The sequence below is a fragment of the Tabrizicola piscis genome (assembly GCF_003940805.1).
Classification (GTDB): Bacteria; Pseudomonadota; Alphaproteobacteria; order Rhodobacterales; family Rhodobacteraceae; genus Tabrizicola; species Tabrizicola piscis.
Genome location: NZ_CP034328.1, coordinates 3,420,964 through 3,447,333 on the forward strand (window position 1 = coordinate 3,420,964; position 26,370 = coordinate 3,447,333).

General features: G+C 65.9%; 23 protein-coding genes, 2 tRNA genes and 1 pseudogene. 8 read left to right on the top strand and 18 right to left on the bottom strand.

The annotated features are described in order from the left end of the window. Positions 1–1,173 precede the first annotated feature (1,173 nt). Positions 1,174–1,626 (bottom strand): Lrp/AsnC family transcriptional regulator, encoded by a 453-nt coding sequence (locus tag EI545_RS16630; RefSeq protein ID WP_125326496.1) that lies wholly within the window; start codon positions 1,624–1,626, stop codon positions 1,174–1,176. 73 nt (positions 1,627–1,699) lie between these two features. On the opposite strand from EI545_RS16630, the gene EI545_RS16635 reads away from it, so the two are divergent. Then, positions 1,700–2,299 (top strand): LysE family translocator, encoded by a 600-nt coding sequence (locus EI545_RS16635; RefSeq protein ID WP_125326497.1) that lies wholly within the window; start codon positions 1,700–1,702, stop codon positions 2,297–2,299. 27 nt (positions 2,300–2,326) lie between these two features. Here EI545_RS16635 and EI545_RS16640 read toward each other — a convergent pair whose 3' ends face one another. The 5 genes from EI545_RS16640 to EI545_RS21415 form a co-directional block, all read right to left on the bottom strand. Continuing rightward, positions 2,327–3,301 carry a hypothetical protein gene (locus EI545_RS16640; protein ID WP_125326498.1) on the bottom strand — a complete coding sequence of 325 codons (975 nt, stop codon included), beginning with the start codon at positions 3,299–3,301 and terminating at the stop codon, positions 2,327–2,329. Beyond that, positions 3,298–4,092 (bottom strand): dimethylarginine dimethylaminohydrolase family protein, encoded by a 795-nt coding sequence (locus EI545_RS16645; RefSeq protein WP_125326499.1) that lies wholly within the window; start codon positions 4,090–4,092, stop codon positions 3,298–3,300. Before EI545_RS16645 ends, EI545_RS16640 begins: the two co-directional genes overlap by 4 nt. 58 nt (positions 4,093–4,150) lie before the next feature. Further along, a complete protein-coding gene (locus tag EI545_RS16650) occupies positions 4,151–5,149 on the bottom strand; it encodes a DUF4013 domain-containing protein (protein WP_125326500.1) in 999 nt (332 codons plus the stop codon). Further along, on the bottom strand, positions 5,146–6,318 hold the full coding sequence (locus tag EI545_RS16655; protein WP_125326501.1) for a hypothetical protein: 1,173 nt from the start codon (positions 6,316–6,318) through the stop codon (positions 5,146–5,148). The genes EI545_RS16650 and EI545_RS16655 overlap by 4 nt, the downstream gene beginning before the upstream one ends. 165 nt (positions 6,319–6,483) lie before the next feature. Beyond that, positions 6,484–6,567 (bottom strand) — tRNA-Tyr (locus tag EI545_RS21415). A 119-nt stretch (positions 6,568–6,686) separates the two neighbouring features. Here EI545_RS21415 and rlmB point away from each other — a divergent pair. After that, the gene (gene rlmB, locus EI545_RS16660) at positions 6,687–7,487 is read left to right on the top strand and encodes a 23S rRNA (guanosine(2251)-2'-O)-methyltransferase RlmB (protein ID WP_125326502.1); all 801 of its coding nucleotides are present in this window, start codon (positions 6,687–6,689) and stop codon (positions 7,485–7,487) included. 164 nt (positions 7,488–7,651) lie between these two features. Next, positions 7,652–8,059, top strand: coding sequence for a CoA-binding protein (locus EI545_RS16665; protein ID WP_125326503.1), 408 nt, complete (start codon positions 7,652–7,654; stop codon positions 8,057–8,059). Between the two features lie 75 nt (positions 8,060–8,134). On the opposite strand, the gene EI545_RS16670 is transcribed toward EI545_RS16665, so the two are convergent. The 3 genes from EI545_RS16670 to hisA form a co-directional block, all read right to left on the bottom strand. Beyond that, positions 8,135–8,440: a phosphoribosyl-ATP diphosphatase gene (locus EI545_RS16670; RefSeq protein WP_125326504.1), complete on the bottom strand. Its 306-nt coding sequence runs from the start codon at positions 8,438–8,440 to the stop codon at positions 8,135–8,137. Beyond that, positions 8,437–9,198: an imidazole glycerol phosphate synthase subunit HisF gene (hisF, locus tag EI545_RS16675; RefSeq protein WP_125326505.1), complete on the bottom strand. Its 762-nt coding sequence runs from the start codon at positions 9,196–9,198 to the stop codon at positions 8,437–8,439. The genes EI545_RS16670 and hisF overlap by 4 nt, the downstream gene beginning before the upstream one ends. Positions 9,199–9,302: 104 nt before the next feature. Then, positions 9,303–10,022, bottom strand: coding sequence for a 1-(5-phosphoribosyl)-5-[(5-phosphoribosylamino)methylideneamino]imidazole-4-carboxamide isomerase (gene hisA / locus EI545_RS16680; protein ID WP_125326506.1), 720 nt, complete (start codon positions 10,020–10,022; stop codon positions 9,303–9,305). 139 nt (positions 10,023–10,161) lie between these two features. Between hisA and EI545_RS16685 the strand changes: the two genes are divergently transcribed. The 3 genes from EI545_RS16685 to EI545_RS16695 all read left to right on the top strand — a co-directional run bounded on the left by EI545_RS16685 (position 10,162) and on the right by EI545_RS16695 (position 11,933). Further along, positions 10,162–10,551, top strand: a complete 390-nt coding sequence (locus EI545_RS16685) for a DUF2147 domain-containing protein (protein ID WP_125326507.1) — start codon at positions 10,162–10,164, stop codon at positions 10,549–10,551. 64 nt (positions 10,552–10,615) lie between these two features. Beyond that, a complete protein-coding gene (locus EI545_RS16690; RefSeq protein WP_125326508.1) occupies positions 10,616–11,494 on the top strand; it encodes a DMT family transporter in 879 nt (292 codons plus the stop codon). Positions 11,495–11,525: 31 nt separating this feature from the next. After that, positions 11,526–11,933, top strand: a complete 408-nt coding sequence (locus EI545_RS16695; protein WP_125326509.1) for a VOC family protein — start codon at positions 11,526–11,528, stop codon at positions 11,931–11,933. A 13-nt stretch (positions 11,934–11,946) separates the two neighbouring features. Here EI545_RS16695 and hisH read toward each other — a convergent pair whose 3' ends face one another. From hisH to pyc, 7 genes are all read right to left on the bottom strand, one after another. After that, entirely contained in the window at positions 11,947–12,585 is a 639-nt protein-coding gene (gene hisH, locus EI545_RS16700; RefSeq protein ID WP_125326510.1) for an imidazole glycerol phosphate synthase subunit HisH, read from the bottom strand. 72 nt (positions 12,586–12,657) lie between these two features. Further along, entirely contained in the window at positions 12,658–13,242 is a 585-nt protein-coding gene (hisB, locus tag EI545_RS16705) for an imidazoleglycerol-phosphate dehydratase HisB (RefSeq protein ID WP_125326511.1), read from the bottom strand. Positions 13,243–13,302: 60 nt separating this feature from the next. Further along, the gene (gene arsJ, locus EI545_RS16710) at positions 13,303–14,547 is read right to left on the bottom strand and encodes an organoarsenical effux MFS transporter ArsJ (RefSeq protein WP_125326512.1); all 1,245 of its coding nucleotides are present in this window, start codon (positions 14,545–14,547) and stop codon (positions 13,303–13,305) included. An 88-nt stretch (positions 14,548–14,635) separates the two neighbouring features. Further along, complete coding sequence (locus EI545_RS16715; protein ID WP_125326513.1) at positions 14,636–15,649, bottom strand: ArsJ-associated glyceraldehyde-3-phosphate dehydrogenase; 1,014 nt, start codon at positions 15,647–15,649, stop codon at positions 14,636–14,638. After that, on the bottom strand, positions 15,649–16,494 hold the full coding sequence (locus EI545_RS16720) for a metalloregulator ArsR/SmtB family transcription factor (RefSeq protein WP_125326514.1): 846 nt from the start codon (positions 16,492–16,494) through the stop codon (positions 15,649–15,651). Before EI545_RS16720 ends, EI545_RS16715 begins: the two co-directional genes overlap by 1 nt. Before the next feature lie 109 nt (positions 16,495–16,603). Continuing rightward, positions 16,604–16,678: transfer RNA gene (locus EI545_RS16725), tRNA-Gly, on the bottom strand. A 319-nt stretch (positions 16,679–16,997) separates the two neighbouring features. Then, complete coding sequence (gene pyc, locus EI545_RS16730) at positions 16,998–20,459, bottom strand: pyruvate carboxylase (protein ID WP_125326515.1); 3,462 nt, start codon at positions 20,457–20,459, stop codon at positions 16,998–17,000. A 198-nt stretch (positions 20,460–20,657) separates the two neighbouring features. On the opposite strand from pyc, the gene EI545_RS16735 reads away from it, so the two are divergent. Further along, positions 20,658–23,030 (top strand): ATP-dependent helicase, encoded by a 2,373-nt coding sequence (locus EI545_RS16735; RefSeq protein ID WP_125326516.1) that lies wholly within the window; start codon positions 20,658–20,660, stop codon positions 23,028–23,030. Positions 23,031–23,093: 63 nt separating this feature from the next. Here EI545_RS16735 and EI545_RS16740 read toward each other — a convergent pair whose 3' ends face one another. Together EI545_RS16740 and EI545_RS16745 are read right to left on the bottom strand one after the other, a co-directional pair. After that, complete coding sequence (locus EI545_RS16740; protein ID WP_125326517.1) at positions 23,094–24,251, bottom strand: benzoate/H(+) symporter BenE family transporter; 1,158 nt, start codon at positions 24,249–24,251, stop codon at positions 23,094–23,096. 571 nt (positions 24,252–24,822) lie between these two features. Then, the gene (locus EI545_RS16745; protein ID WP_125326518.1) at positions 24,823–25,038 is read right to left on the bottom strand and encodes a DUF1127 domain-containing protein; all 216 of its coding nucleotides are present in this window, start codon (positions 25,036–25,038) and stop codon (positions 24,823–24,825) included. Positions 25,039–25,286: 248 nt separating this feature from the next. On the opposite strand from EI545_RS16745, the pseudogene EI545_RS16750 reads away from it, so the two are divergent. Next, positions 25,287–26,359, top strand: a pseudogene (locus EI545_RS16750) (Mrp/NBP35 family ATP-binding protein). Positions 26,360–26,370 lie beyond the last annotated feature (11 nt).

Genomic DNA, 26,370 nt, shown 5'->3' on the forward strand with positions numbered 1-26,370 from the left:
GTGTGCCCTTCGCCAACTCCCCCCACCGTCCCAATTCACCTCCCTCCCCCTCGTGGGGAGGGGAGGGGATGGGGGTGGGGGGCAACCCAACCTAACCCGCTCCGGGCCTGACCCGAGGCCCCGCCTGACACCCAAAGCCCCCGCCTCAAGCCCGGGGTGCGATGCGCCGTGTAGGTCGGGCTTCAGCCCGACTCCCCAGCCCCTCGCAATCGCGCCCCGGCGTTCCCCATCAACTCCCCCCGGCGTCGCAAGAAACCCCGCCCCGGGCCTGACCCGGGGCCTCGCCTGACACCCCGAGACCCCGCCTCAAGGCCGGGGTGGGATGCGCCCTGTAGGTCGGGCTTCAGCCCGACTCCCCCGCCCCTCGCAACTGCACCCGGGCGTTCCCCATCAACTCCCCCCGGCACCGCTCTCACCCCCGCCCCGGGCCTGACCCGGGGCCTCGCTGCACACCCAAAGACCCCGCCTCAAGGCCGGGGCGTGTGCCCTTCGCCAACTCCCCCCACCGTCGCAAGTCACCTCCCCTCCCCCTCGTTGGGAGGGGATGGGGGTGGGGGGCAACCCAACCTCACCCGCCCCGTGCCCGACCCGGGGCCTCGCCCGACACCCAAAGTTCCCGCCCCAAGCCCAGGGTGCGATGCGCCCTGTAGGTCGGGCTTCAGCCCGACTCCCCCGCCCCGCGCAACTGCGCCCGGGCGTTCCCCATCAACTCCCCCCGGCGTCGCAAGAAACCCCATCCCGGGCCTGACCCGAGGGCCTCGCTAGACACCCAAAGACCCCGCCTCCAGGCCGGGACGTGTGCCCTTCGCCAACTCCCCCCACCGTCGCAAGTCACCTCCCCTCCCTCTCGTGGGGAGGGGATGGGGGTGGGGGGCAACCCGACCTAACCCGCCCCGGGCCTGACCCGAGGCCCCGCCTGACACCCAAAGCCCCCGCCTCAAGGCCGGGGTGAGCGTGCCCGGGCGTCGGCGCACATCGCAAGCGCGGATGGGCACCAACCCCTCCCCAGCCTTCCCTCCCCAAATATCCTGTGGGGGTGTGGGGGTGCAAAACCCCCACTTTCCCGGCCCGACCCATCGCCCAAACCTTGACAGATCATGAATAGGCCCGCACAAGCCCTTGAAATCCCTGACCCGGAAATCCCGCCCTGCCCGGGACACTCCGATGGGCCCCTCAGGCCCGTTCATCCTTCGGGCTGCCCATCACCACGAAGGTCGTGATCGATCGGACCTGCGGCAGCACCCCCAGCACCTCAGTATGCCAGTGCTTGTAGGTCGCCAGATCCGCCGCCTCGACCCGAAGGAGGTACTCCACCGTCCCGGTGATGTTGTGACACTCCCGCACCTCCGACGCGCGGGCCACCGCCCTTTCGAACGCCTCCTGCGCGGATTTGGTGTGGGTGCCAAGCCCGACGGTGACATAGGCCACGAAGCCGATCCCAAGGCGGGCGGGGTCAAGCACCGCGCGGTAGCCGCGGATCAGCCCGTCCCGCTCCAGCGCCTGGACCCGGCGGAGGCAGGCCGACGATGACAGGCCCACGCGGTCGGCAAGGGCAAGGTTGGACAGCCGCCCATCGCGCTGCAGCTCGCGCAATATCCGGCGGTCGATTTCATCAAGTTGGGTCATTTGTTGCAAGACTAGACGGATAGACCGCATCTTTGCAATCCTGTGCCGCAGCAGGTGGTGCAGGATTGCGGCCATGACATACGAGCTTTTCCTTGCCCTTCTGGGCTTCGCCTTCGTCACCTCGGTCACGCCGGGGCCGAACAACATGATGCTGCTGGCCAGCGGCGTGAATTTCGGCGTGCGGCGGACGGTGCCGCATATGCTGGGGATCAGCCTTGGCCATGCGGTGATGGTGTTTCTGGTCGGGCTTGGGCTGGCGGGGGTCTTCAAGGCCTGGCCCCCGGCGCTGACGGTGCTGAAGCTGGTGTCGGTGGCCTATATGCTGTGGCTGGCATGGAAGATTGCCCATGCCGGCGCGCCGGGTGCCGGGAAGGCCGCGGCGCGACCGATGACGTTCCTGCAGGCGGCGGCGTTCCAGTGGGTGAACCCCAAAGCCTGGGCCATGGCGCTGGGGGCGGTGGCGGCCTATGTGCCGGTGCCTTCGGTCGGGGCGTATCTGACCGTTGCGCTGGTCTTTGCTTCGGTGAACCTGCCGTCGGTTGCGATCTGGGCCGGGGCCGGTCAGGCCGTGCGGCGCTGGCTGGAGGGGCCGGGGCGGCTGCGGGTGTTTAACTGGACCATGGCGGTGCTGCTGGTCCTGTCGCTGTGGCCTGTGGTGACGATGGAGCTTTGACGCAACACAGCCTTAGCCGTGCAGCCGTTACCTGAGCCAATAGCCTTCGCGTTTCAGCGTGTTGCGGATCACCTGTTCGCGGTGGGGAAGCTGGTTCTGGTCAAAGAGAGCGCGGGCCTTGCGGCCTTTGTTCTGGTAGACCATGGCCTTCATCGCCTCCCAGTCGCGCAGGGTGGGGCGGATGGTCTTGTCGCGGGCAACCTCTTCCAGCACGGCAACGGCATGGTCGCTTTCGCGGGCGTAAAGCAGGGGCAGGGTGCGATAATGGCAGGTGGCGCTGCCGTCCAGCGCGGCAAGCTCTGGCCCCGGGCGACCGCCGCCAAGGGAATGGACGACCAGCGGCAGGGTGATCTGGTCCAGCCAGGGGAACAGCTCCTGACAGACAAGCTCTTCCGGTGGATCGTCGCAGATGGATTTTGACCAGGCCAGAAAGCGGCTGCCAAAGGCCTTTGGGCTGGAATGGAAGAACCAGCCCGCGTTGAAATAAAGGTGGCGCTGCCAGTATTCCTCGGGGTGGGTCAGGTCCAGCGAGGATGCGTAATCGAGGCCGAACCGATCATAGAGCGCTTTCCACGTCTGGACGTAACCCGGCCCGTAAAGTTCGATCTGCGGCCAGGTCCCTTCGCGCTTCATCGAGGCGGAGGGGCGGGTGAAATCAAACGGAATGGCGGAAACAGGGCCAGTGATCAGCGTATCGGTATCCAGAAACAGGAAGGGTGCTTCGGGCAGGACGGCCAGCGCCTCAATCTTGTTGCCGTTGGGATAGGCGTTGCCGAAGGCGCGGCTGTCGAAGGGCAGGATCTGCGCGCCAAGGTCTTGCAGCAGCGCCTTGCTGCGGTCGGCCATCCTTGGGTCGCCGGGCCAAAGCGGCCCGGGCTGCGGTTCGGCGATATAGAGCTGGCCGGAAAAACCCGGATCGGACTGCCGCAGGGATGCGGCAAGCAGGATCGCTTCAAACTCCAGCCGACCGGACTGGCCGACGGCAAGGATGTTGAAGGTCATGGCTTCGGAGTGAAGCGGAGCGAGAGGCAGGACATCCCACCATCCAGCTTGGCGCATTCCGAATTGCCGATCTCCCGCACGTTGAAACCCGCGGCAAGGATCGTGTCACGGGTCTTGGGAAAGCCTGCCGGCATCAGCACCAGATCGTTGAAGCGGATGGTGTTGGCGGCGGCTTCTTCGCCATCTGCCACCGGGATCACGCGGTAGCCCTCAAAACAGCCCGAGGCGGACAGGCGGGTGGTGGAGAGCACCGTGTCAACATCCAGAAGCGAGCAGTCGGTCTTGAAATGCAGCACCCCCGGCGGGGTGTGGACTTCGCGCAGCTTGTGGCCCCAGGGGCCGACAAGGCGTGCCAGTTCGGCAACGCCCGCTGCATTGGTGCGGGCAGAGCGGCCGACCAGAACCTCACGTTCGGTAACCAGAATGTCGCCGCCTTCGATGAAGCTGTCCTTGCCGGTGATTTCCACGACTTGCCCGTAAAGCGCGCGCAGATGGGGGGCCATCTCGGCCGCCTCGCCCAGCCGTGACGGTGCGCCGGGGCGCATGATGACAGCGCCTTCCGGCAGGCAAAGGGCGGTGTCTTCGACAAAGACACTGTCGGGATAGGCGTCCAGCGCAGGAAGCTCGACCACCGTCGCGCCGGTTTCCTGCAGCGTCGCGACATAGGCGGCGTGGTGGGCCTGCATCAGGGCAAGGTCCGGACTCCCGGTATCCACGGCGCGAAGCCCCGCAATGATCGAGGGCGCCGGTCGGCGGGTGATGGCATGGGAGAAATGGGTGGAAAATGACATTGGGCAGCCCCCGGAGTTTGCGCCTTAGTCGCACCCCGGGGTCGCTTTCGCAAGGGTCTCAGCCTGCCCAAGGCAGGGTCAGGCCCGGGTGAAAGACCCAGCGCCACCATGCATGGTCAAGGAATTGCCCGGCAAGGATCAGGAAGGCGAAGGCAAGTGTCAGGACCATGGCGGCGGCATACCACAGGACCGCCAGCGTGCGGCTGGGCGGGGTGGCGGGCATCGCGCCCTCAGCCGCCTCGGCCCCGTCCCACAGGCCGGGCTTCAGGCCCGCGGCACGGGCGGCGGCGCGGGCATAGACGCGGGCGGCAAGGGTGCGGGTGATCCAGGCCGACAGGAAGGCGGCGGCGGCGAGGCCAAGGGTGATCCAGCCTTGGATCCGGGCGATCTGGTCGGGTGGCAGCGTTTCAAGCTGCGGCGCCCAGTCGGTTGCGGTGGTGATCAGCCCCCGCGCTGCAGCGAAGGGCAGGGCGAAGACCACCGCAAGCAAGGCCAGCGCCGGAACGCGCCAGCCCGCCTGCGCCACGGCTGACCGGAGGCGGCGCAGCTCAAACGCGGCAGACAGGCGGTCTTCTGCCGCCAGATGCGCGACCATCAGGGGCAGAGCCGGCACGACCAGCGTCGCCACAAGCACGCCCAGCAGAAAGACCGTGGGGCCGACGACGGCCTGTTCGTAGCCCTTGTTGAACGAGTTTTCCCATCCGGCCCACCACGCCCCAAGCCACAGCGCGGTGAAGGGCAGCGTCCAGACCAGAAGGGCGGCCAGCGCCATCAGCCCGACGCGGATGTTGGCCCCAAGGCCGCCAAGCGCCCGGGTGATCCGGCTGGTCGGGCGCCCCTGCCATTCGCGCGGGCCTGACAGCCATCCCGGCATCTCCTCGACCGTGGCGAACCGGCTGCGGGCATGGTGGCCGGACCGGCGGACCAACCAGCCCAGGGCGATGACGGCAGTCACCGGGCCCATGCAGAGCAGCGAGCCGATCGCACCATTGGCGAGCACCCGCCCCAGCCGCGCAAGGCGACCGGGGCCGTAGGCAGGGCGGGGCAGGGCGGTCACAGGAATGCCCCCTCGATCGCATCGCCTTCGGCGCGGGTGACGGTGAAGCCCATGGCCGCCGCGATTGTGGGGGCGATGGCGGATTGGTCGACGGGTCTGTCGACCACCCCCTTGGCAATGCCGGGCCCGAAGATCACCGCCCAGACCTCATGCGCGGAGCGGGAGTTGAAGTGGTGCTGGAACGGCACTTCGGCCAGCGGGTTGGCATCGCGGCCGCAATCGGGGGTGATCACGAAGATGGTGTTGTCGCGGTAGAACGGGTCGGCATCCGCCAGCGACACCAGACGCTGGAGGCCTTCGTCGATCACCGCGATGGCGCGGGTGTAGTGGCTGGGGTTGCCCCAGTGCACATAGTCCGGGTCCTGATAGTTCACCATCATGAAGCGCGGCTTGAGTTCGGTCATCGCCCGGGTCGCCAGTTCGGTCAGCAGCCGGTCACCGCGCGGGTTGCGCATGCCGTCATCGCCAAAACCCTGCCGCCAGCGCGCCCAGAAGCGTTCGACCTCAGGCGAAGGCTCGGGTGTGGCACCCCGCGGGTCGATGGCAAGCAGTCGCGCGCGCTCTTCCGCAAGTGCAAGGCGTGCGGCGTCGGTCAGGCCGCTTTCGGCAAGCTGCATGCGGGTGCGGTACAGCTTGAAGCGGTGCAGGGACAGCATCTCGGACCGATAGTCGATGCCGAAATGGTCACCCGCGCCGAAGGTGAAGTATTCCTCTTGTGGCCGATCCTCGCCGTTGACCAGAAGCACCTCATGCGAGGGGATGTCGAAGGCCCGGCGCAGGTATTCGAAAAGCGTTGGCTCGGTGGGTTCCAGGCGGTCGCTCAGGACCTCTGCCGCAGGACGATAGGCGCGGTAGCGCCCGGTCAGAAGGTTCAGCGTGCCTTCGGCGTGTGAGGTGCTTACCCCCTCAAGCCGGTCGATGCGCAGGTCGGGAATGAAAGTGCCGCGCGGGGCAAGGCTATGGCGCAGGTAAGGGGCCCAGGTTGCGGCGGCGTCAATGGTCTCGGCCCGCCGCACCCCGCCGCCAAAGCGGACAAGGATGACATTCGGTCCACGGTAGGTGGTGCCTGCCTTGGTCGGGGCCGTCGGATTCCCGACGGTCTGTGCCAAGGCAGGCAGCGGGCAGGCCAGCCCGGCGGCAAGGCCAACGGTAAAGGCGCGACGGTGCATCCGACTTCCCCATCAACGTGTGTTAATACCCTTAACATTACACGAAGCGGGCTGTTTGGCGATTGATTCCTTCGCGAGCTTAATTCTAGCAGGCCGCAGGGGCGTGACCCGGCGGTACCGTCGCATATCCAAAGGGGGTCTTGGCGGTAGGCACCATGCAAAGCATGGTGGGCGACCCTGGAATCGAACCAGGCGTGGGTCGCCCCGGGGGAGTTACAGTCCCCTGCCGCACCTTGCAGCTCGTCGCCCGCCGGGGGTGGGTCTACTCAAGGGGGCGGGGGGCGTCAAGGGCCGAAGGTGACGTTTTCGGCTTGCATCGCCGGGCGGTCCTGACACAGAGTCCGGGCCGGATTTCAGGGGGTGGGCGAATGAAGACGGGTGCGAAAAAGCCTGCTTGGGTGGTGGACAAGGAACGCGGCCAAAAACGCGAGGCGCGGGAAACCCTGTGGCTGTTCGGGCTGCACGCGGTTCGGGACGCGCTGGAAAACCCGCAGCGCGAAAAGCTGCAGCTGGTCCTGACCAAGAACGCCTTCGACAAGCTGGAAGCAGCGGTCGCGGCCTCTGGCATGGAGCCGCAGATCGTGGACCCGCGCCGGTTTGACGCGCCGATCGACGAAGGGTCGGTGCATCAGGGCGCGGCGCTGGAAGTGCGCAGCCTGGACTGGGGTCGGCTGGAAGATGTCTGCATCTCGGGGCAGGGCCTGCCGCTTGTCGTGCTGCTGGACCGGGTGACAGACCCGCATAACGTGGGCGCCATCCTGCGCTCGGCTGAGGTGTTCGGGGCCCGCGCCGTGATCGCGCCCCGCCACCATTCCGCGCCGGAAACCGGGGCACTGGCAAAGACGGCCAGCGGCGCATTGGAACGCCAGCCCTATCTGCGGGTCACCAACCTGTCCGAGGCAATGGAAGCGCTGAAGGATATGGGCTTTACGCTGATCGGACTGGATGGCGAGGCCGAGGTTACCCTTGATGCGGCTGTAGGCGCTGCGGGTGGCCGCGCGATTGGGCTTGTGCTGGGGGCGGAAGGGCCGGGCCTGCGGGAAAAGACCCGTGAGACCTGCGATGTGCTGGCCCGCATCCCCTTTGCCGGTGCCTTCGGCAGCCTGAACGTGTCGAATGCGGCGGCGGTATCCCTCTACGCGGCCACGCAGGCCGTCACCGCCAGGTGAACCCGTGATCACGAATCCGCGAAGGGTCTTTTGTGGGCGCTGCGGGTCCCTAAATGACAAAGTGGAGGCACGGGCCGGAACCCCGTCCTTGACTTCACTGTCCCTCGTTCCGCACTTGGCGCCCCGGGCTTGCCCTGTGGGCGCCTTTTTATTCAGGTGATGCCATGCCGACCGATGCCGAACTCCGCGATATCCTGACCACGGTAAAGACGATTGCCCTTGTGGGCTGGTCGCCAAAGCCCGACCGGCCAAGCCATCGGGTCGCTGCCTTTCTGGCGGCGCGGGGGTACCGGGTAATCCCGGTCAACCCGGGTCAAGCCGGGCAGGAGGCGCTGGGCGAGGTGGTCAAGGCGTCGCTGGCCGAAGTGGGGCCAGTGGACATGGTCGACATCTTTCGCCGCAGCGAAGAGGCGGGCGCTGTCGTTGACGAAGCGATTGCGGTGGGCGCCAAGGTGGTCTGGATGCAGCTTGGCGTGATCGACGAAGCTGCTGCCGCACGGGCGCGGGCCGCGGGGCTGCGGGTGGTGATGGACCGCTGCCCAGCCATCGAAATTCCGCGTTTGGGGCTGTAGGCATACCGGAATTTTCGAAAATTCCGGCTCGGAGCCTTTGAAGGCTCCGGTCCGATTTCTTGGAAGAAATCGGCCTTAGCGTCCGGCTTTTTCGGCGATGCCCGACGTGCCGTCGCGGCGATCCAGCTCGGCCAAGACTTCGGCCAGTGAGACATCCCGCGCCGCAAGCATCACCAGCAGGTGGTAGAGGACATCCGCCGCCTCCGCCGTCAGACGGGCGCGGTCGCCCTTGACGGCTTCGATGATCGCCTCGATGGCTTCTTCGCCAAACTTCTCGGCGCATTTCTCGGGCCCTTTGGCCAGCAGCTTTGCCGTCCATGAGGTTTCGGGGTCGGCCCCCTTGCGGGCTGCGATTGTGGCGGCAAGCTTTTCCAGTGTCATGTCAGCCTCACAGGGATGCCGGCAGCGGCCATATGCGCTTTGGCTTGACCGATGGTGTAGGTGCCGAAATGAAAGATCGACGCGGCAAGCACGGCGCTGGCGTGGCCTTCCGTGATCCCTTCGACCAGATGGTCCAGCGTCCCGACCCCGCCACTGGCGATGACCGGTATGTCCACCGCATCGGCGATGGTCCGGGTCAGGGGGAGGTTGAACCCCTGCTTGGTTCCATCGCGGTCCATGCTGGTCAGAAGGATCTCGCCCGCGCCCTTGGCCGCCACCGTGCGGGCGAAGTCCACCGCGTCGATGCCGGTCGCCCGGCGGCCCCCGTGGGTAAAGATCTCCCATTTGCCGGGGGCGACGGTCTTGGCGTCGATGGCCACCACGATGCATTGCGACCCGAACCGGTCCGCCGCTTCGGCCACCACATCCGGGCGGGCCACGGCGGCCGAGTTGAAGCTGACCTTGTCCGCCCCGGCGAGGAGAAGTTTGCGCACATCCTCGGGCGTGCGCACCCCGCCGCCGACAGTCAGCGGCATGAAGCACTGTTCGGCGGTGCGGGTCACAAGGTCATACATCGTGGCGCGGTTGTCTTCGGTGGCCATGATGTCAAGAAAGCAAAGCTCATCCGCGCCGGCGGCGTCATAGGCCTTGGCCGCCTCGACCGGATCGCCCGCGTCGACCAGATCGACGAAGTTGACGCCCTTGACGACGCGGCCGTTGGCCACGTCAAGGCAGGGGATGATGCGGGTTTTCAGCATGGGTGCACCCTAGCGTCTGGGTCGGGGCGGCGAAAGGGGGGCCAGCCCCCCAAAGCTGCGTGCCGCAGCTTTCCCCCCCGGGATATTTGGAGAAGAGAAAGGGCTCAGCGTTGGAGGGCTTTCAGCGCGGCGCCCAGATCAATCGCGCCATCGTAAAGCGCGCGGCCCGAGATCGCCCCTGCGATGACACCGGTGTCGCGCAGGGCGATGAGATCCTCCATCCGCGACACGCCGCCGCTGGCGATGACCGGGATCGTCACGGCGCGGGCGAGCGCCTCGGTCGCTTCGATGTTCGGGCCCTGCATCGCGCCGTCGCGGTCGATGTCGGTGTAGATGAGTGCGGCGACGCCGGCGTCTTCAAAGCTGCGGGCAAGGTCGGTGGCGATGACTTCGGTTTCGGTGGCCCAGCCCTTGGTGGCGACCCGGCCCTTGCGGGCGTCGATGCCGACAGCGACCTTTCCGGGAAAGGCCTTCGCGGCCTGACGCACGAGGCCCGGGTTTTCCACGGCCACGGTGCCAAGGATCACGCGGGCAAGGCCCTTTTCCAGCCACATGGCGATGGTCGCCATGTCGCGGATACCGCCGCCGAGTTGGGCGGGGACGTTCACGGCGGCCAGGATCGCCTCCACCGCCGCCGCGTTCACGGGTTGGCCGGCAAAGGCGCCGTTCAGGTCCACCAGATGCAGCCATGCGCAGCCCGCCGCCTGAAACTTCAGCGCCTGAGCCGCCGGGTCATCGCCAAACACGGTCGCCGCCGCCATTTCGCCGCGCAAGAGGCGGACGCATTGGCCGTCTTTCAGGTCGATGGCGGGATACAGGATCATCGGAGCGCCCCCTTTTGGTCGCGGCGTCTTTGGCATGCGCGGGCATGAATGAAAAGGTCCGCCGCGCGACCCGACGTCACGCTTGATCGGTGAACCGGGCGGCGCAATGCATATGGACACCTTTGGGAGGAGGAACCCCATGAATATCTATCTTGCCGCCGCCGCATTCGCAGTTCTTGGCAGCGCTGCCTTCGCCGATCCGGTCGAGGGCATCTGGCAAACCAAGACAGATGACAATGGCAACTTTGGCCATGTCGAGATCAAGCCCTGCGGCCCGGCCTTTTGTGGCACGCTGGTCAAGGCCTTTGACGGCTCGGGCGCGGAGATCGCCAGTGACAACATCGGCCGCCAGATCGTTTGGGATATGGTGCCCTATGCCGACGGGCTTTATGATGACGGCCGGATTTACTCGCCGGATCGTGACAAGGAATACAACGGCGACATGACCTTGGCGGGGAACAATCTGTCCGTGCGCGGTTGCGTCATGGGCATCTGCCGCGATGGCGGGACCTGGAAGCGGGTGAAGTAAAGCGCAAGGACCGGGTCGCGCGGGCACCCGGCCTCTGCCACGAAGGGCGGCAGGAGGACGGACGATGCGCGGCACCGATTGGCTTTTGCTTTGGACGCTGTCCCTGCTTTGGGGCGGGTCCTTTCTGTTTGTGGAACTGGCGCTTGAGGCGCTGACACCCCTGACCATCGTCTGGGCGCGGGTGGCGCTGGCGGCGCTGATCCTTGGGTTGGCGCTGCGGCTGACCGGGCAGGGCATGCCCCCGCGCGGGCTGTGGCCGGGGCTTCTGGTCATGGGGCTTTTGAACAATGCGATCCCTTTCGTGCTGATCGTGGTGGCGCAGACCGCGATCACCGGGGCGTTGGCCTCGGTTCTCAATGCCACAACGCCGATCTTCACAGTGATCGTCGCCCATCTGGCGACACGGGATGAACGGCTGAGCCCGGCCAAGCTTGCCGGGGTGGGCTTGGGCTTTGCCGGGGTCGTGGTGATGATGGCCGCGGGGCGGCTGGAGGGCGCGGTGCCGGCGATGGCCGCCTGTCTGGCGGCGGCGCTGTCTTATGGATTTGCAAGCGTCTGGGGCCGCAGGTTCCGGCAGGCGGGGCTGGCCCCGATGGCCACGGCCTTCGGACAGGTGGTGGCAAGCACGGTCCTTCTGGCGCCGATCTGGCTGTGGGTGGACCGGCCCTGGGCGATGCAGGCCCCGGGGGCAGTGCCGGTGATGGCCGTGCTGGCGCTGGCGGTGCTGTCCACCGCGCTGGCCTATCTGATCTACTTCCGCATCCTGGCACGGGCCGGGGCGACCGCGATTTCCCTTGTCACCTTCCTTGTGCCGCTCAGCGCTGCCGGTTTGGGCTGGCTGGTGCTGGGTGAGCGGCTGGAACCGCGCCATCTTTTGGGGCTGGCGCTGATCCTTGGCGGGCTGGCGCTGATCGACAGGGCCCGGGCCGCCCGACCTGCTTGACGCCTTTGGCAAAGCGGCGCAGCCTTGGCCCATGCAGCCCGCAGCCATTCTGGAAACCGCGATCTATGCCGGCGACCTTGTTGCCGCCGAGGATTTCTACGGCCGAATTCTGGCCCTGCCCTTGATTGCCAAGGTGCCCGAACGACATCTGTTCTTTCGGGTGGGAGAGGGCGTCTTGCTGGTCTTCGATCCCGCCGCGACCGAGATCCGTGCGCCCGATGCCATGCTACCGGTGCCCGTGCATGGTGCGCGGGGGGCCGGGCATGTGTGCTTTGCCGCCTCACGCGCCGAGATCGACGCATGGCGCGACCATCTGACCCGCGCGGGCGTGCCGATTGAGACCGAGTTTGACTGGCCGAACGGTGCCCGGTCGCTTTATATCCGCGATCCGGCGGGCAATTCAGTGGAATTCGCCGAGCCTAGGCTTTGGCAGGACTAGGGCTTTGGCGGGATCAGGGCCGCCAGCGCAGGAAGTTTGCGATCAGCCGCAGACCTGCCGCCTGTGACTTCTCGGGGTGGAACTGGGTGCCGATGATGGTGTCGCGGCCAACGATGGCCGTGATGGGGCCGCCATAGTCGCAGAAGGCCAGCCGATGCGCCGGATTGGTGACGCGGAAGTGGTAGGAGTGGACGAAATAGGCGTGGTCGCCGGTCTTCAGCCCGTCCAGCACGGGGTGGGGGTGGTCGATCACCAGATCGTTCCAGCCCATATGCGGGACTTTCAGGCTTGGGTCGGCGGGCTTGATCCGCTCCACATCCCCGGCGATCCAGTCGAAGCCTTCGGTCAGGCGGTATTCGTGCCCCCGGCTGGCCAGCATCTGCATGCCGACGCAGATGCCCAGAAACGGGCGGGCCTTGTGGGTGACTGCGTCCTCAATCGCCTCGAACAGGCCGCCATAGCTGCCAAGTGCCGTCCGGCAGGCGGGGAAGGCCCCGTCGCCGGGCAGAACGATCCGGTCGGCGCGGGCCACATCTTCGGGCCGGGAGGAGACGAGGATTTCGCCCCCGTCCCCCTCGGCTGCCATGCGCTGAAAGGCTTTCTCGGCGGAGTGAAGGTTGCCGGAATCGTAGTCGACAAGGACGGTGAGCATGAGCGGTGACCGGCGGGTTGGCGGAAAGGGCAGAAGCCTCCGGCGGGGATATTTCCGCCAGAATGAAAGGGCTTAGAGGGTGCCCTTGGTGGACGGGATGCCTTGGCCGCGGGGATCGGGCTCGACCGCCTCGCGCAGGGCACGGGCGACGGCTTTGAAGGCAGCCTCGGCGATGTGGTGGCTGTTGAAGCCATGGATCAGGTCGACATGCAGCGTGATGCCGCCGTGCGTGGCAAGGGCCTGAAAGAATTCGCGCACCAGTTCGGTGTCAAAGCTGCCGATCTTCGGCGTGGGGAAGGGCAGGTTCCACACCAGGTAGGGCCGCGCCGACAGGTCCAGCGCGCAGGCGACCTGCGCGTCGTCCATCGCAAGGCGGAAATGACCGTAGCGGCGGATGCCGCGCTTGTCGCCCAGTGCTTTGGCAAGGGCCTGACCCAGTGCGATGCCGACATCTTCGACCGTGTGATGATCGTCGATGTGCAGGTCGCCCTTGGCACGGACGGTCAGGTCGATCAGGCTGTGGCGGGCCAGCTGGTCCAGCATGTGGTCAAAGAACCCGACGCCGGTCTGGCAGTCATGGCTGCCGGTGCCGTCCAGAGTGACGGTGACCGAAATCTCGGTCTCGGCGGTTTGGCGGCTGACCTCGGCACGGCGCATCGCGGTTCCCCTTGCTGACGCGGGCCTTATAGGGCGCGGGGGGCGGGATGGGAAGGCGGTTCAGGGGGTTCGCAGCCGTCGCGCGGCCAGCCAGCTGGCCGTGGCCATGATCCCGGCAGTGGCCAGACAGAGCGGCAGGCCGCCGAGTTGATAGCTGAGGCCGGACAACAGCGTGCCGATCAGGCGGCCGGCGGCATTGGCCATGTAGTAGAACCCCACGTCGCGGGTGATGCGGTCGGCCTGACCGAAGGCGAGGATCAGGTAGGAATGGACCGAGGAATTCACCGCAAAGACAAAGCCGAAGAGGAGGAGCCCCGCCACCAGTGTCAGGCTGAGGGCGGGGGACGGCGCTCCGGCCCAAAGCGCGGCAGCCGCGAGGACGAAGGGGATTGGTGCCAGCAGCCCCGACCAGCGGATCGCCTTGGCCACGGTGGCGGCCACGGGCTGATCCTTGCCGCCAAGGATGTGGGGGGCCATGGCCTGAACCGCGCCATAGGCGATGATCCAGAGGGCAAGGAAGCCGCCGATCAGAAAGAAGGCCTCGCGTCGGCCTTCGGGCGTGCCGTCGGACAGCACCATCTGGAAGTAGATCGGGACGCCGACCACGAACCAGACATCCCGCGCGCCAAACAGGAACAGCCGGGCGAGCGACAGCCGGTTCACCTGGCGGTCGGGGGAACACCAGCCGCCCCAAGCTTCGTCCGCTTTCATCCGCCCGGGCAGGCCCGCGGGCAGGAACAGCACGACCGCCAGCAGGATCAGCGCCAATGCGGCGGCCATGCCCCAGACGGCGGCCTTGAACCCGACCAAGGCCAGCATTGCCGCGCCCAGAAAGAACCCAAGGCCCTTGACCGCGTTCTTTGACCCGGTCAGGCGGGCGACCCAGCGGAACAGGCCGCCCCCCTCGGTCGGCGCAAGCAGCTTGACGGCGGATTTCGACGACATCTTGGCCAGGTCCTTGGCCACACCCGACACTCCCTGCACCGCCATCACGAACGCAACCGAGGCGGCGACACCCCAGCCCGGATCAAGCTGCGCCAGTGCCACCAAGGCCGAGACCTGCAGCGCGAGGCCCGCGTAAAGCGTGGCGGCAAGGCCAAAGCGCGCGGCCAGCCAGCCTGCGGCAAGGTTGGTGACAATCCCTGCAACCTCGTACAGCAGGAACAGCCAGGCCAGCTGGATCGGGGTGAAGCCAAGGCTGTTGAAATGCAGGAGCACCAGCATCCTGAGCGCGCCATCGGTGGCCATGAAGGCCCAATAGGCGGCGGTGACGGCGGCGTAGGCGCGCAAGGGGTTGGCGGTCATGCTTCGGCCCGGCTCGTTTGTGCCTGCCCCCGGGAGGGCGCTGCCCTCCCGGACCCACCTGGGATATTTGGGGACAGAAAATGGCACATCAGAGGCTGCCTGCCACCATGCGGGCGATGTCGGCCAGACGGCAGGCATAGCCCCATTCGTTGTCATACCAGGCGTAGACCTTCACCTGCGTGCCGTTCACCACCATGGTCGATTGCGCGTCTATGATTGCCGAGCGGGGGTCGTTGGTGAAATCCGATGACACGAGCGCGCGGGTTTCATACCCGAGGATGCCTTTCAGGGCCCCTTCGGCGGCGGTCTGGAACAGGGCGTTCACCGCCTCGACCGTGGTCGGACGTTCGACCTCGAACACGCAATCGGTGAGCGAGGCGTTCAACAGCGGCACCCGGACAGCGTGGCCGTTCAGACGGCCCTTCAGTTCCGGGTAGATCAGCGTGATCGCCGTGGCGCTGCCGGTGGTGGTGGGGATCAGGTTCAACAGGGCGGACCTTGCACGACGCATGTCCTTGGCGGGACGGTCGACGATGGTCTGTGTGTTGGTCACATCGTGGATCGTGGTGATCGACCCATGCCGGATGCCGATCCCTTCGTGGATCACCTTCACCACTGGGGCGAGGCAGTTCGTCGTGCAGGAGGCGGCGGTGACCAGGGGTTGCGAGCCGTCGTAGAGGTGGTGATTCACCCCGTACACCAGATTGAGCGCACCGCCGTCCTTGACCGGGGCGCTGACGACGACCTTCTTCACGCCATTGGCGTAGTAGGGCGCGACTTTGGCGGCTGTCTTGAAGACACCTGCACAGTCGATCACCAGATCGACGCCCAGTTCAGCAAGCGGCAGCGCGTCAATCGACTTTTCGTGCGTCAGGCGGATGCTCTGCCCGTTCAGGACCAATCCCTTGGCATCCGTGGCAACCTTGGTCGGCCAGCGACCATGGACGGAATCGAACTCCATCAGCAAGGCATGCTGTTCGGCATCCCCTGCCGGGTCGTTCAGCAGGACAATCTCGCCCCCGGCGCCCTGGTCGATCAGGTTGCGCAGGGCCAGCTTTCCAATGCGGCCAAGGCCGTTGAGGGCAATACGGGGCTTGGTCATCAGGCCTTCTCCCCGGCATGTGCATCGCCGCCGATTGCATCGACGCGGGCTTGCAGCGACAGGCGGCTGAGCGTGGCGAAAGGCAGTTCCACAAAGGCTGCGATCCGGCGGCGGAGCGCTGCGTAGGTCTGGCCAAAGACCAGCGCGCGTTCGGCGTCGGTGCCGGTGGCCTTGACCGGGTCCGGCAGGCCCCAGTGGCCGGTGATCGGCTGGCCGGGCCAGGGGGGGCATTCCTCGGCCGCCGCCGTGTCGCAGACGGTGAAGACGAAATCCATCACCGGGGTGCCGGGCTGCTGGAATTCGGAAATGTGTTTGGACCGCAGGCCGGTAATGTCATGGCCGTTGCGCTGCAACACCTCCAGCGCGAAGGGGTTCAGCGCGGTGCCGGGCCGGGTGCCAGCGGAAAAGGCCTGGAATTTGCCTTGGCCTAGGTCACGCAGCAAAGCCTCGGCAAAGATCGAGCGGGCAGAGTTGCCCGAGCACAGGAACAGCACGTCGAAATCGGTGTCACGCATGGCAGGGTCCTTGATGGCAGGGACGAGGGGGGACAGAAGGTCAGGCCGCGCCCGACCGATATCAAGCGCGAGGTGGCCGATCAGCGCCTCGGTCATGGCCAGATCAGCGGCATAGAACAGCGACCGCCCGTCGCGCCGGACCAGCACAAGGCCAGCGGCGGACAGATCGGCAAGGTGGTGCGACAGGGTGTTCTGCTTCAGCCCAAGGGCGACGGCGATTTCGGTTGGCCGCACCCCCTGGGGGGCAAAGCGCATCAAGAGACGAAAGACCGCCAGCCGTCCGGGGTGGCCAAGGGTTGCGAAGGCAAGACTGGTGCGGTTCATATCCATATTTCCAGAAATCAGGAAATATGCGCCCACGTCCAGTGAAGTTTTCATGACAACCGGGGCCCGGAAATGCCAAAGGCCGCCCGAGGGGCGGCCTTTCAAGCGATCCGATTGGAGCGGGCGATGAGATTCGAACTCACGACCCTAACCTTGGCAAGGTTATGCTCTACCCCTGAGCTACGCCCGCACTCCGTTTCGGTGGACGTCATCTAATAAAGGCTGGGCGCGGCTGCAAGGGGAAAAATCACCCCGCCAACGAACAGCCGAACATTTGCCGGCCCCACTGAACAAAGGCGCGTGAAAACACGGGAACGATCCCCGGTCTGAGGCGTTGGTGCGGCGGAGGTGGCCAACGGGGCCGCCCGATCTTGAGGAGACTTCGCTATGAAAGGCATTCTCGCCTGGGCCATCGGCCTGCCGATTCCAATCATCATTCTGCTGTACCTGTTCGACGTCTTCTAAGGACTGACAGGTCAGCAAAAGGCCCCGCAAGTCGGGGCCTTTTGCTATTCCAACTCGACCAGCAAGTCCTTGGCGTCGATCTGCGCCCCGGGCTGGACGTGCACGGCTTTGACCGTGGCTTCGCGGTCGGCATGCAGGCCGGTTTCCATCTTCATCGCTTCGATGGTCAGCAAAAGATCACCCGCGCGCACTTTCTGGCCCACCGTCACCCCGACCGACGCGATTGATCCGGGCATGGGTGCGCCCACATGCGACGTGTTCCCTTCTGCCGCCTTGGGGCGGGCCGCCGTCTTGGCCTTGACCGCGCGGTTCGGCACGCGGATGACGCGCGGCTGGCCGTTGAGTTCGAAGAACACCTTGACCTCGCCGTCATCGGTGGTCTCGCCCACAGCCTGCAGGCGGATTTCCAGGGTCTTGCCGGGGTCGATTTCGGCCGTGACCTCTTCGCCGGGTTCCATGCCGTAGAAAAAGGCCTTGGTCGGCAGCACGCGGACAGGGCCGTACATCCGGTGCCGGGTGCGATAGTCCATGAAGACCTTGGGATACATGAGGTAGCCGTTCAGGTCTTCATCATCCACCGTCTCGCCCTCGGCCTCTTCGGCGCCAAGGCGAAGGTCTTCGGCAAGTTTCGCGCGGGTCGCTTCCAGATCGACCGGGGGAAGACGCAGGCCCGGGCGGTCCGTCATCGGCTTTTCGCCCTTGAGCACTTTTTTCAGGATGCCCGCAGGCCAGCCACCGGGGGGTTGGCCAAGATTGCCCTTCAGCATGTCGCCGACGCTTTCAGGGAAGGCCACGTCGATGGCGGGATCTTCCACCTGCGCGCGGGTCAGGTTCTGCGCCACCATCATCAGCGCCATGTCGCCAACGACCTTGGACGAGGGCGTGACCTTCACGATATCGCCGAACATCTGGTTCACATCGGCATAGGTCTGGGCGACCTCATGCCAGCGATCCTCAAGCCCCAAGGACCGCGCCTGCGCCTTGAGGTTGGTGAACTGCCCCCCCGGCATTTCATGCAGGTAAACCTCGGAGGCAGGGGCGGGGATGCCGGATTCGAACGCCGCGTATTGCGCGCGGACCTTTTCCCAATAGTTCGAAATCTCGCGGATCGCGCCGATATCAAGGCCCGTGTCACGGTCGGTGTTCTTCAGCGCCTCGACGATGGACCCAAGGCAGGGCTGCGACGTGCCGCCTGAAAACGCGTCCATCGCGGCATCCACTGCATCAACGCCCGCATCGCAGGCGGCAAGGATCGTGGCCGCGCCCGCGCCTGAGGTGTCGTGGGTGTGGAAATGGATCGGCAAGCCGACCTCCTGCTTCAGGGCCTTGACCAGCACCCGGGCAGCGGCGGGTTTCAGAAGGCCCGCCATGTCTTTCAGGCCTAGGACATGCGCCCCGGCGGCCTTCAGCTCCAGCCCCATCGCGACATAGTATTTCAGGTCATACTTCGGGCGGGCGGGGTCCAGCAGGTCGCCGGTATAGCAGATCGTGCCCTCACAGACCTTCCCGGCCTCAACCACCGCGTCCATCGCGACGCGCATGTTTTCCACCCAGTTCAGGCTGTCGAACACGCGGAACACGTCCACGCCGCTGTCTGCCGCTTGCTTGACGAAAGCCTGCACCACGTTGTCGGGATAGTTGGTATAGCCCACCCCGTTCGACGCCCGCAAAAGCATCTGCGTCATCAGGTTCGGCATCGCCGCGCGCAGGTCGCGCAACCGCTGCCAAGGGCATTCCTGCAAGAAGCGGTAGGCGACATCAAAGGTCGCGCCCCCCCAACATTCGACGCTGAACAGGCCGGGCAGGTTCGCGGCATAGGTCGGCGCCACGCGGATCATGTCGATCGACCGCATCCGTGTCGCCAGCAGCGACTGGTGCCCGTCGCGCATCGTGGTGTCAGTGATCAGCACCTTGGTCTGCGCCTTCATCCAGTCAGCAACGGCCTGCGGACCCTTCTGTTCCAGAAGGTTCCGCGTCCCCATCGCCGGATCGGCTTTGAGCGCAGGCGGCTTTGGTGCCTTCGCCTCGGCCGGAGGTTTCGGGCGGCCAGCCGTTTCGGGATGACCATTCACCGTGATGTCGGCGATATAGGTCAGGATCTTCGTCGCCCGGTCCTTGCGGCGCTTGAAGTTGAACAGCTCGGGCGTCGTGTCGATGAACTTGGTCGTGTAGGTGTCGTTCAGGAAGGTCGGGTGCTTCAGAAGGTTGATCACGAATTCGATGTTCGTCGCCACCCCCCGGATCCGAAACTCGCGCAGGGCCCGATCCATCCGGGAAATCGCCTTCTCCGGCGTCTGGGCATGGGCCGTCACCTTGACCAGCAGCGAGTCATAATACCGCGTGATCACCCCACCGGCATAGGCAGTCCCGCCGTCCAGCCGGATGCCGTTGCCGGTGGCCGACCGGTAGGCGGTCAGACGGCCATAGTCGGGGATGAAGTTGTTCAGCGGGTCTTCCGTGGTCACCCGGCACTGCAACGCATGGCCGATCAGCGGCACGTCTTCCTGACGGGCGATACCGGTCGCCTCGGCCAGTGACTTGCCTTCCTCGATCAGGATCTGCGCCTGCACGATGTCGATCCCGGTCACTTCTTCAGTGACGGTATGTTCGACCTGCACACGGGGGTTCACCTCGATGAAGTAGAACTTCTCGGTGTCCATATCCATCAGGAATTCGACTGTACCCGCGCATTCATAGGCCACATGGGCACAGATGCGCTTGGCCATCTCGCAGACTTCGGCGCGCTGTTCGGGCGTCAGGTAGGGCGCGGGGGCGCGTTCCACCACCTTCTGGTTCCGCCGCTGCACCGTGCAGTCGCGTTCCCACAGGTGCCAGCAGTTGCCCTGCTTGTCGCCAAGGATCTGCACCTCCACATGCCGGGCGCGCTGGATCATCTTTTCCAGATACCCCTCGCCATTGCCAAAGGCCGCTTCCGCCTCGCGCCGGCCTTCGCGGACCTTGGCCTCAAGCTCCTCCTCGTTCAGGATCGGCCGCATGCCCCGCCCGCCGCCACCCCATGAGGCCTTGAGCATCAAGGGATAACCAACCTCCGCCGCCTGCTTCTTGATCAGCGCCATATCCTCGCCCAAGACCTCGGTCGCGGGGATCACGGGGACACCAGCCTCAATCGCCACGCGCCGGGCCGAGGCTTTGTCGCCAAGGGCGCGCATCGTGTCAGCCTGCGGGCCGATGAAGGTGATCCCGGCCTGATCGCAGGCATCGACGAAATCGGGGTTTTCCGACAACAGGCCATAGCCCGGATGGATCGCATCCGCCCCGGCCATCTTTGCCACCCGGATGATCTCGGGGATCGAAAGGTAAGCACCCACCGGGGAAAGCCCCTCGCCGATCCGGTAGGCCTCATCCGCCTTGAAGCGGTGCAGGCCCAGCTTGTCCTCCTCGGCATAGACGGCGACGGTCTTCTTGCCCATCTCGTTCGCGGCACGCATCACGCGGATGGCGATCTCGCCGCGGTTGGCGATCAGGATCTTCTTGAACTCGGGCATCGGCGGGCCTCCCCAGGCTGGACCCAGTCACCTTAGGGGTGCTGCATTGCAGCGCAAGAGGGATTGCCGCCGTTTGTGCATAGAAATGCGACAGGGTGCCGCGGAAGCCGTTAGCGCAAACAGCCGCAGGCGGTTCGCCCGAACAATCCGCGAACGCGGGGACTTTCCCTGCGGGCTGATCCATATATACTATGTGCCATGAACGGATGGGACGAAGATGAGGCGTTTGCGGCGGCTGCCGCCCCGGTGCCGCTGTCGCAGCGCGCGCTTGCGGGGCGGGGGGCGCCCTATCTGGACGACCTGAACCCCGCGCAACGGGCCGCGGTCGAGGCGCTGGATGGCCCGGTCCTGATGCTGGCCGGGGCGGGGACGGGCAAGACCAAGGCGCTGACCTCACGGATCGTGCACCTGCTGAACCTCTCCAAGGCCCGCCCGAACGAGATTCTGGCCGTGACCTTCACCAACAAGGCCGCGCGCGAGATGAAAATGCGCGTTGGCCGCCTGTTGGGTGAGGTGGCTGAGGGGATGCCCTGGATGGGCACTTTCCACTCGCTTTCGGTGAAGATCCTGCGGCGGCATGCGGAACTGGTGGGGCTGAAGCCCAACTTCACAATCCTTGATACAGATGACCAGCTGCGGCTGCTGAAACAGCTGATTTCCGCCGCGAACATCGACGAAAAGCGCTGGCCCGCGCGGCTTTTGGCCAGCCTGATCGACGGCTGGAAAAACCGCGCGCTGACGCCGGACCGGGTGCCGTCATCCGACGCCTCCGCCTACAACAACCGGGGAACGGAACTGTATGAGGCCTATCAGGACCGCCTGAAAACCCTGAACGCGGTGGATTTCGGCGACCTCCTCCTCCATTGCGTGACGATCTTTCAGAAGCACGAGGACGTGCTGGCCCAGTATCAACGCTGGTTCCGGTACATTCTTGTGGACGAATATCAGGACACCAACGTCTGCCAATACCTCTGGCTGCGGCTGCTGGCCCAAGCCCACAAGAACATCTGTTGCGTGGGCGATGATGACCAGTCGATCTACGGCTGGCGCGGGGCCGAGGTGGGGAACATCCTGCGGTTTGAAAAGGATTTCCCCGGCGCGCAGGTGATCCGGCTGGAACAGAACTACCGTTCCACCGCCCATATCCTTGCGGCTGCCAGCGGGATCATCGCCGCCAACAAGGGCCGCCTTGGCAAGACCCTCTGGACAGCCGGAGAGCCGGGCGAAAAGGTCCGCCTCATCGGCCATTGGGACGGCGAGGAAGAGGCCCGCTGGATTGGCGAGGAAGTCGAGGCGATCCAGCGCGGCACCCGGGGCATGGACCCGATCGACCTGAACCGTCAGGCAATCCTCGTCCGCGCCTCCCACCAGATGCGCGCGTTCGAAGACCGCTTCTTGACCATCGGCCTGCCGTATCGCGTGATCGGCGGCCCCCGGTTCTACGAACGCCAGGAAATCCGCGACGCCATGGCCTACTTCCGGTTGGCCGTTTCCCCCGACGATGATCTGGCATTTGAGCGGGTCATCAACCTGCCCAAGCGCGGCCTTGGCGACAAGGCGCAGGCCGATATCCAGCGGCTGGCGCGGGGGGCAGGGGTCTCCCTCCTCGACGGCGCGCGGGAGGCGGTGGCGAAGTCCACATTCGGCGGCAAGGGCGGCGCGCAGTTGCGGGCGTTTGTTGAAGGCGTGGATCGGTGGCACCTCGCCACGCTTCACCCCGAATACGACCACATCCGCCTTGCCGAAACGATCCTTGAGGAATCCGGCTACACCGAGATGTGGCAGAACGACAAGACGCCCGAGGCTCCGGGCCGTCTTGATAACCTCAAGGAACTCGTGAAGGCGCTGGAGCAGTTCGACAACCTGCAGGGGTTTCTCGAACACGTCTCGCTGATCATGGACAATGAGACTGAGGGGGCGGAGGAGAAGGTCACGATCATGACCCTTCACGCCGCCAAGGGGCTGGAGTTTCCGGTGATCTTCCTGCCGGGGTGGGAGGATGGGCTGTTCCCCAGCCAGCGCAGCATGGACGAATCTGGCCTGAAGGGGCTGGAGGAGGAGCGGCGGCTGGCTTATGTCGGGATCACCCGGGCGGAGGAGCTTTGCACGATCAGCTTCGCCTCCAACCGCCGGGTGTATGGGCAGTGGCAAAGCCAGCTGCCCAGCCGCTTTATTGATGAGCTTCCGGCTGACCATGTCGAGGTGCTGACCGCCCCCGGTCTTTACGGCGGGGGTTATGGGGCGGCGGCGTCGGTGGGGTTTGGGTCGAACCTGGAAGAGCGGGTGTCGAAGGCTGACGTCTACAACTCCCCCGGCTGGCGGCGGATGCAGGAGCAGGCGTCGCACCGGCCGATGGCCCAGCCGCGGGAGGCGCGGCATATGGTGATCGATGCCGAGGCGGTGTCGCCTTACGTCCTTGGCGACCGGGTGTTCCACCAGAAGTTCGGCTATGGTGAGATCATGGCCATCGAAGGCGACAAGCTGGATATCGAGTTTGACCATGCCGGGGCCAAAAAGGTCGTCGCGCGCTGGGTGGTCCCGGCGGATCAGGTGGATGACGTCCCATTCTAAGGGGTGTCCCGGGCAGGGACAGATGCCCCAAATCTGAAAAAACAATGGGTTGCGGAATCCCGTTCAGGCTTTCTTAACCAAAGGCCGCAGCCGCTCCAGCCCATGGACGGCCAGCCCTGCCGCCAGACCCCAGAAGGCCGCGCCAATACCGAAGGCCGCCACGCCGGATGCGCTGACACCAAGGGTCACTGTGGCGGCAAAGCGTTGCTCGGCCACTGCGAAGGCCCCGGCCAAGGCGCCCATCAGGGGGGAGAGCAAGGCCAGACCCACCAGCGCCACCATCACCTCGGGCGGCAGGGCGGCCAGAAGCGTGATGATCAGCGGCGCCAGAAGGCCCAGAAGCACCCAGAACCCGGCATAGGCCAGCCCGACCTTCCAGCGCTGGGTGCGGTCGGGATGAACGTCATCGCCTAGACAGATCGCCGCCGTGATTGCCGCCATGTTTACCATATGCGCGCCGACAAAGGCCGTCACCGCCGACAGCGCCCCGGTGACCAGAAGGGCCGGGCGAACGGGTGGCTCATACCCCGCCGCGCGCAGGACCGCGAAGCCGGGCAGGTTCTGTGAGGCCATGGTCACAAGGTAGATCGGCACGCCAAGGCCAAGGAGAACCGCAAGGTCAACCTCGGGTGCGATGAAGGTTAAGGCGGGCAGGGGCAAGGTCAGGTCCGGCAGGCTTGCCGCCCCGGTCCCGAAGGTCAGCGCCAAGCCCAGCCCCAGCGCAGCCAGCACGGCCAAAGCCGGATTGGCCAGCCGCACCAGCAGGAAGACCGCGACCATCGGCAGGATCAGCGCCGGTGCGGCTGGTGCTGTCAGCGCGGCCTTGAGGCAGAAGGGCAGGAGGACCCCGGCCAGCATCGCCGCCGCCACCCCGTCGGGGATCATGGCGACAAGGCGGCCCAGCGGCTTGATCGCGCCCGTCAGGATGACCAGCACCCCGGCCAGCGCAAAGGCCGCAACGGCCTGTGCCATGCTGGTGCCGCTGGTCGCGGCGAGCAGCGCGGCACCAGGGGTGGACCAGGCCAGCACCACCGGAACGCGGGTGCCGTAAGACAGCAGCGCCGACCCAAGCGCCTTGGCCAGCGACACGGCCAAAAGCCAGCTTGCCGTCTGCGCCGGCGTCGCCCCAAGGGCCGCAGCGGCAGAGAGGACCAGCGCGACGGTTGACCCGAAGCCGACAAGCGAAGCCACAAGGGCCGCCGAAATCATCGAGATACGCATGCGCCGACACTCCACGGGTGCGGGACTATTGGCGGGGCGCGGCGGATGTTCAAGGGGGAGGAGGGGCGGCGGTGCCAGGGAGGAGGAGAGGCACCGCCGCGGTATCAGACACCCAGGGAGGAGGAGAGGGCGCCCAATGTCGTTGGACCGTTCGGCCCGGAAGGATTGTGCGGCAGTGCCAGGGAGGAGGTTGGCACCGCCGCAGTATCAGACACCCAGGGAGGAGGAGAGGGTGCCCAATGTGGTTGGGCCCTTCGGCCCGGAAACTGAGGCGGCAGTGCCAGGGAGGAGGTTGGCACCGCCGCAGTATCAGACACCCAGGGAGGAGGAGAGGGCGCCCAATGTCGTTGGGCCGTTCGGCCCGGAAACTGTGGCGGCGGTACCAGGGAGGAGGTTGGTACCGCCGCAGTATCAGACGACCCAAGGGAGGAGGAGAGGGTCACCCGAAAAGCTGGGGCGTTTTGCCCCGGTGTAAAGATGCGGCGGTGCCAGGGAGGAGGATTGGCACCGCCGCTGATCGCAAAGGCCCCCGGGAGGAGGTAGGGACCTCACGAAAACTCGTCGGCCGATCTTAGCGGCCGTAGGCAGCCTCATGCGCGATCGAACGGATCGACGCGCGGGCAATGCCAAGGTCTGACAGTTCGCGGTCGGTCAGGGCGTTCAGTTCGGCCACGGTCGTGGAAAAGACGCGGCGTTGCTGGATCGCGACCACGGCGGCGTCTTTCAGAACCAGAAGCCGGTCCAGAAGGCCCTTGCGGGCAACGCGGGTCGTGTTGACGTAAGCCATATCTCTCTAGCCTCTCGAATAAAGTCAGCGCTGTTGTCTCGCTGTTAGGGGTAACATGGGCCAGTTGCTGCACCTGCACAATAGCGTCCGTCTGCAATGCTGCCATGCAGCATCCGCATGGCTGTGGTCACGAAATTGTCATGATTTCTCAGCGCCTTCGCTGGAATTTTGAGCGTTTGGTCAACAGCCCTTGCCCTTATGCGCAAAGATCGCGACCTTAGTGCAAATCTTATGCGGCGGAGGAAACGATGACGGTCGACCGGGATGGTGTGATGCGGGTTCTGGCCGGGGTTTCGCACCCTGGCGGGGGGATCTGGTCAGCCGCGACCTGATTCGCGCCCTTGCGGTTGACGGGGGCACTGTGCGCCTGGTGATCGAGGCTGCGACGCCGGAAGACGCCCGCGCCCTGGCCCCCGCTCAGGCATTGGTCGAGGCGCGGCTGAAGGCCCTTCCGGGGGTCGAAGCCGTGCAGGTGGTGATGACGGCGCATGGGCCTGCGGCCAAGGCGGCCCCGCCCAGCCTGAAGATCGGTCAGCACCCGACGCCGCAGCAGGGCGGGCCGCAGCGGATTTCCGGCATCGACCGGATCATCGCGATTGCCAGTGGCAAGGGCGGGGTGGGGAAATCCACCGTCGCGTCAAACCTAGCGGTGGCGCTGGCGCGGCAGGGGCGGCGGGTCGGGTTGCTTGATGCGGATATCTACGGGCCAAGCCAGCCGAAGATGATGGGCGTGTCAAAGCGCCCGGCCAGCCCGGATGGCAAGATCATCGAGCCCTTGGTCGCGCATGGGGTGACCATGATGTCGATCGGGTTGATGCTGAAGGAAGACGAGGCGGTGGTCTGGCGCGGGCCGATGATCATGGGCGCGCTGCAGCAGTTGCTGGGGCAGGTGGCCTGGGGCAAGCTGGACATCCTGATCATCGACCTGCCGCCGGGGACGGGGGATATCCAGCTGACGCTGTGCCAGCGGACGCATCTGACGGGGGCCTTGGTGGTCAGCACGCCGCAGGATGTGGCGCTGTTGGATGCGCGCAAGGCGCTGGACATGTTCCAGAAGCTGAAGACGCCGGTGCTGGGGCTGATCGAGAACATGTCGACCTTCTGCTGCCCGAACTGCGGGCATGTGACCCCGATCTTCGGCCATGGCGGTGTCGCGCGGGAGGCGGCCAAGCTGGACCTGCCGTTCCTGGGCGAGCTTCCCCTGGCGCTGGACGTGCGGGTGGCTGGCGACAGCGGCACCCCCATCGCCGCAACCGACAGCCCGCTGGCCGCGCCCTACATCGCCCTGGCGCAGCGGCTGATTGCGGGCGGGATGGCCTGACCCTCTTCTGA

Coding starts and splice junctions, on each gene's coding strand:
- pyc (WP_125326515.1), bottom strand. CDS start 20,459: ATGCCCGAGTTCAAGAAGATCCTGATCGCCAACCGCGGCGAGATCGCC.
- EI545_RS16690 (WP_125326508.1), top strand. CDS start 10,616: ATGCGCGGCACCGATTGGCTTTTGCTTTGGACGCTGTCCCTGCTTTGG.
- EI545_RS16715 (WP_125326513.1), bottom strand. CDS start 15,649: ATGACCAAGCCCCGTATTGCCCTCAACGGCCTTGGCCGCATTGGAAAG.
- EI545_RS16695 (WP_125326509.1), top strand. CDS start 11,526: ATGCAGCCCGCAGCCATTCTGGAAACCGCGATCTATGCCGGCGACCTT.
- EI545_RS16655 (WP_125326501.1), bottom strand. CDS start 6,318: ATGCACCGTCGCGCCTTTACCGTTGGCCTTGCCGCCGGGCTGGCCTGC.
- EI545_RS16670 (WP_125326504.1), bottom strand. CDS start 8,440: ATGACACTGGAAAAGCTTGCCGCCACAATCGCAGCCCGCAAGGGGGCC.
- hisF (WP_125326505.1), bottom strand. CDS start 9,198: ATGCTGAAAACCCGCATCATCCCCTGCCTTGACGTGGCCAACGGCCGC.
- EI545_RS16745 (WP_125326518.1), bottom strand. CDS start 25,038: ATGGCTTACGTCAACACGACCCGCGTTGCCCGCAAGGGCCTTCTGGAC.
- EI545_RS16665 (WP_125326503.1), top strand. CDS start 7,652: ATGCCGACCGATGCCGAACTCCGCGATATCCTGACCACGGTAAAGACG.
- EI545_RS16640 (WP_125326498.1), bottom strand. CDS start 3,301: ATGACCTTCAACATCCTTGCCGTCGGCCAGTCCGGTCGGCTGGAGTTT.
- hisB (WP_125326511.1), bottom strand. CDS start 13,242: ATGCGCCGTGCCGAGGTCAGCCGCCAAACCGCCGAGACCGAGATTTCG.
- EI545_RS16740 (WP_125326517.1), bottom strand. CDS start 24,251: ATGCGTATCTCGATGATTTCGGCGGCCCTTGTGGCTTCGCTTGTCGGC.
- rlmB (WP_125326502.1), top strand. CDS start 6,687: ATGAAGACGGGTGCGAAAAAGCCTGCTTGGGTGGTGGACAAGGAACGC.
- EI545_RS16645 (WP_125326499.1), bottom strand. CDS start 4,092: ATGTCATTTTCCACCCATTTCTCCCATGCCATCACCCGCCGACCGGCG.
- arsJ (WP_125326512.1), bottom strand. CDS start 14,547: ATGACCGCCAACCCCTTGCGCGCCTACGCCGCCGTCACCGCCGCCTAT.
- EI545_RS16735 (WP_125326516.1), top strand. CDS start 20,658: ATGAACGGATGGGACGAAGATGAGGCGTTTGCGGCGGCTGCCGCCCCG.
- EI545_RS16685 (WP_125326507.1), top strand. CDS start 10,162: ATGAATATCTATCTTGCCGCCGCCGCATTCGCAGTTCTTGGCAGCGCT.
- EI545_RS16635 (WP_125326497.1), top strand. CDS start 1,700: ATGACATACGAGCTTTTCCTTGCCCTTCTGGGCTTCGCCTTCGTCACC.
- hisH (WP_125326510.1), bottom strand. CDS start 12,585: ATGCTCACCGTCCTTGTCGACTACGATTCCGGCAACCTTCACTCCGCC.
- hisA (WP_125326506.1), bottom strand. CDS start 10,022: ATGATCCTGTATCCCGCCATCGACCTGAAAGACGGCCAATGCGTCCGC.
- EI545_RS16630 (WP_125326496.1), bottom strand. CDS start 1,626: ATGACCCAACTTGATGAAATCGACCGCCGGATATTGCGCGAGCTGCAG.
- EI545_RS16720 (WP_125326514.1), bottom strand. CDS start 16,494: ATGGATATGAACCGCACCAGTCTTGCCTTCGCAACCCTTGGCCACCCC.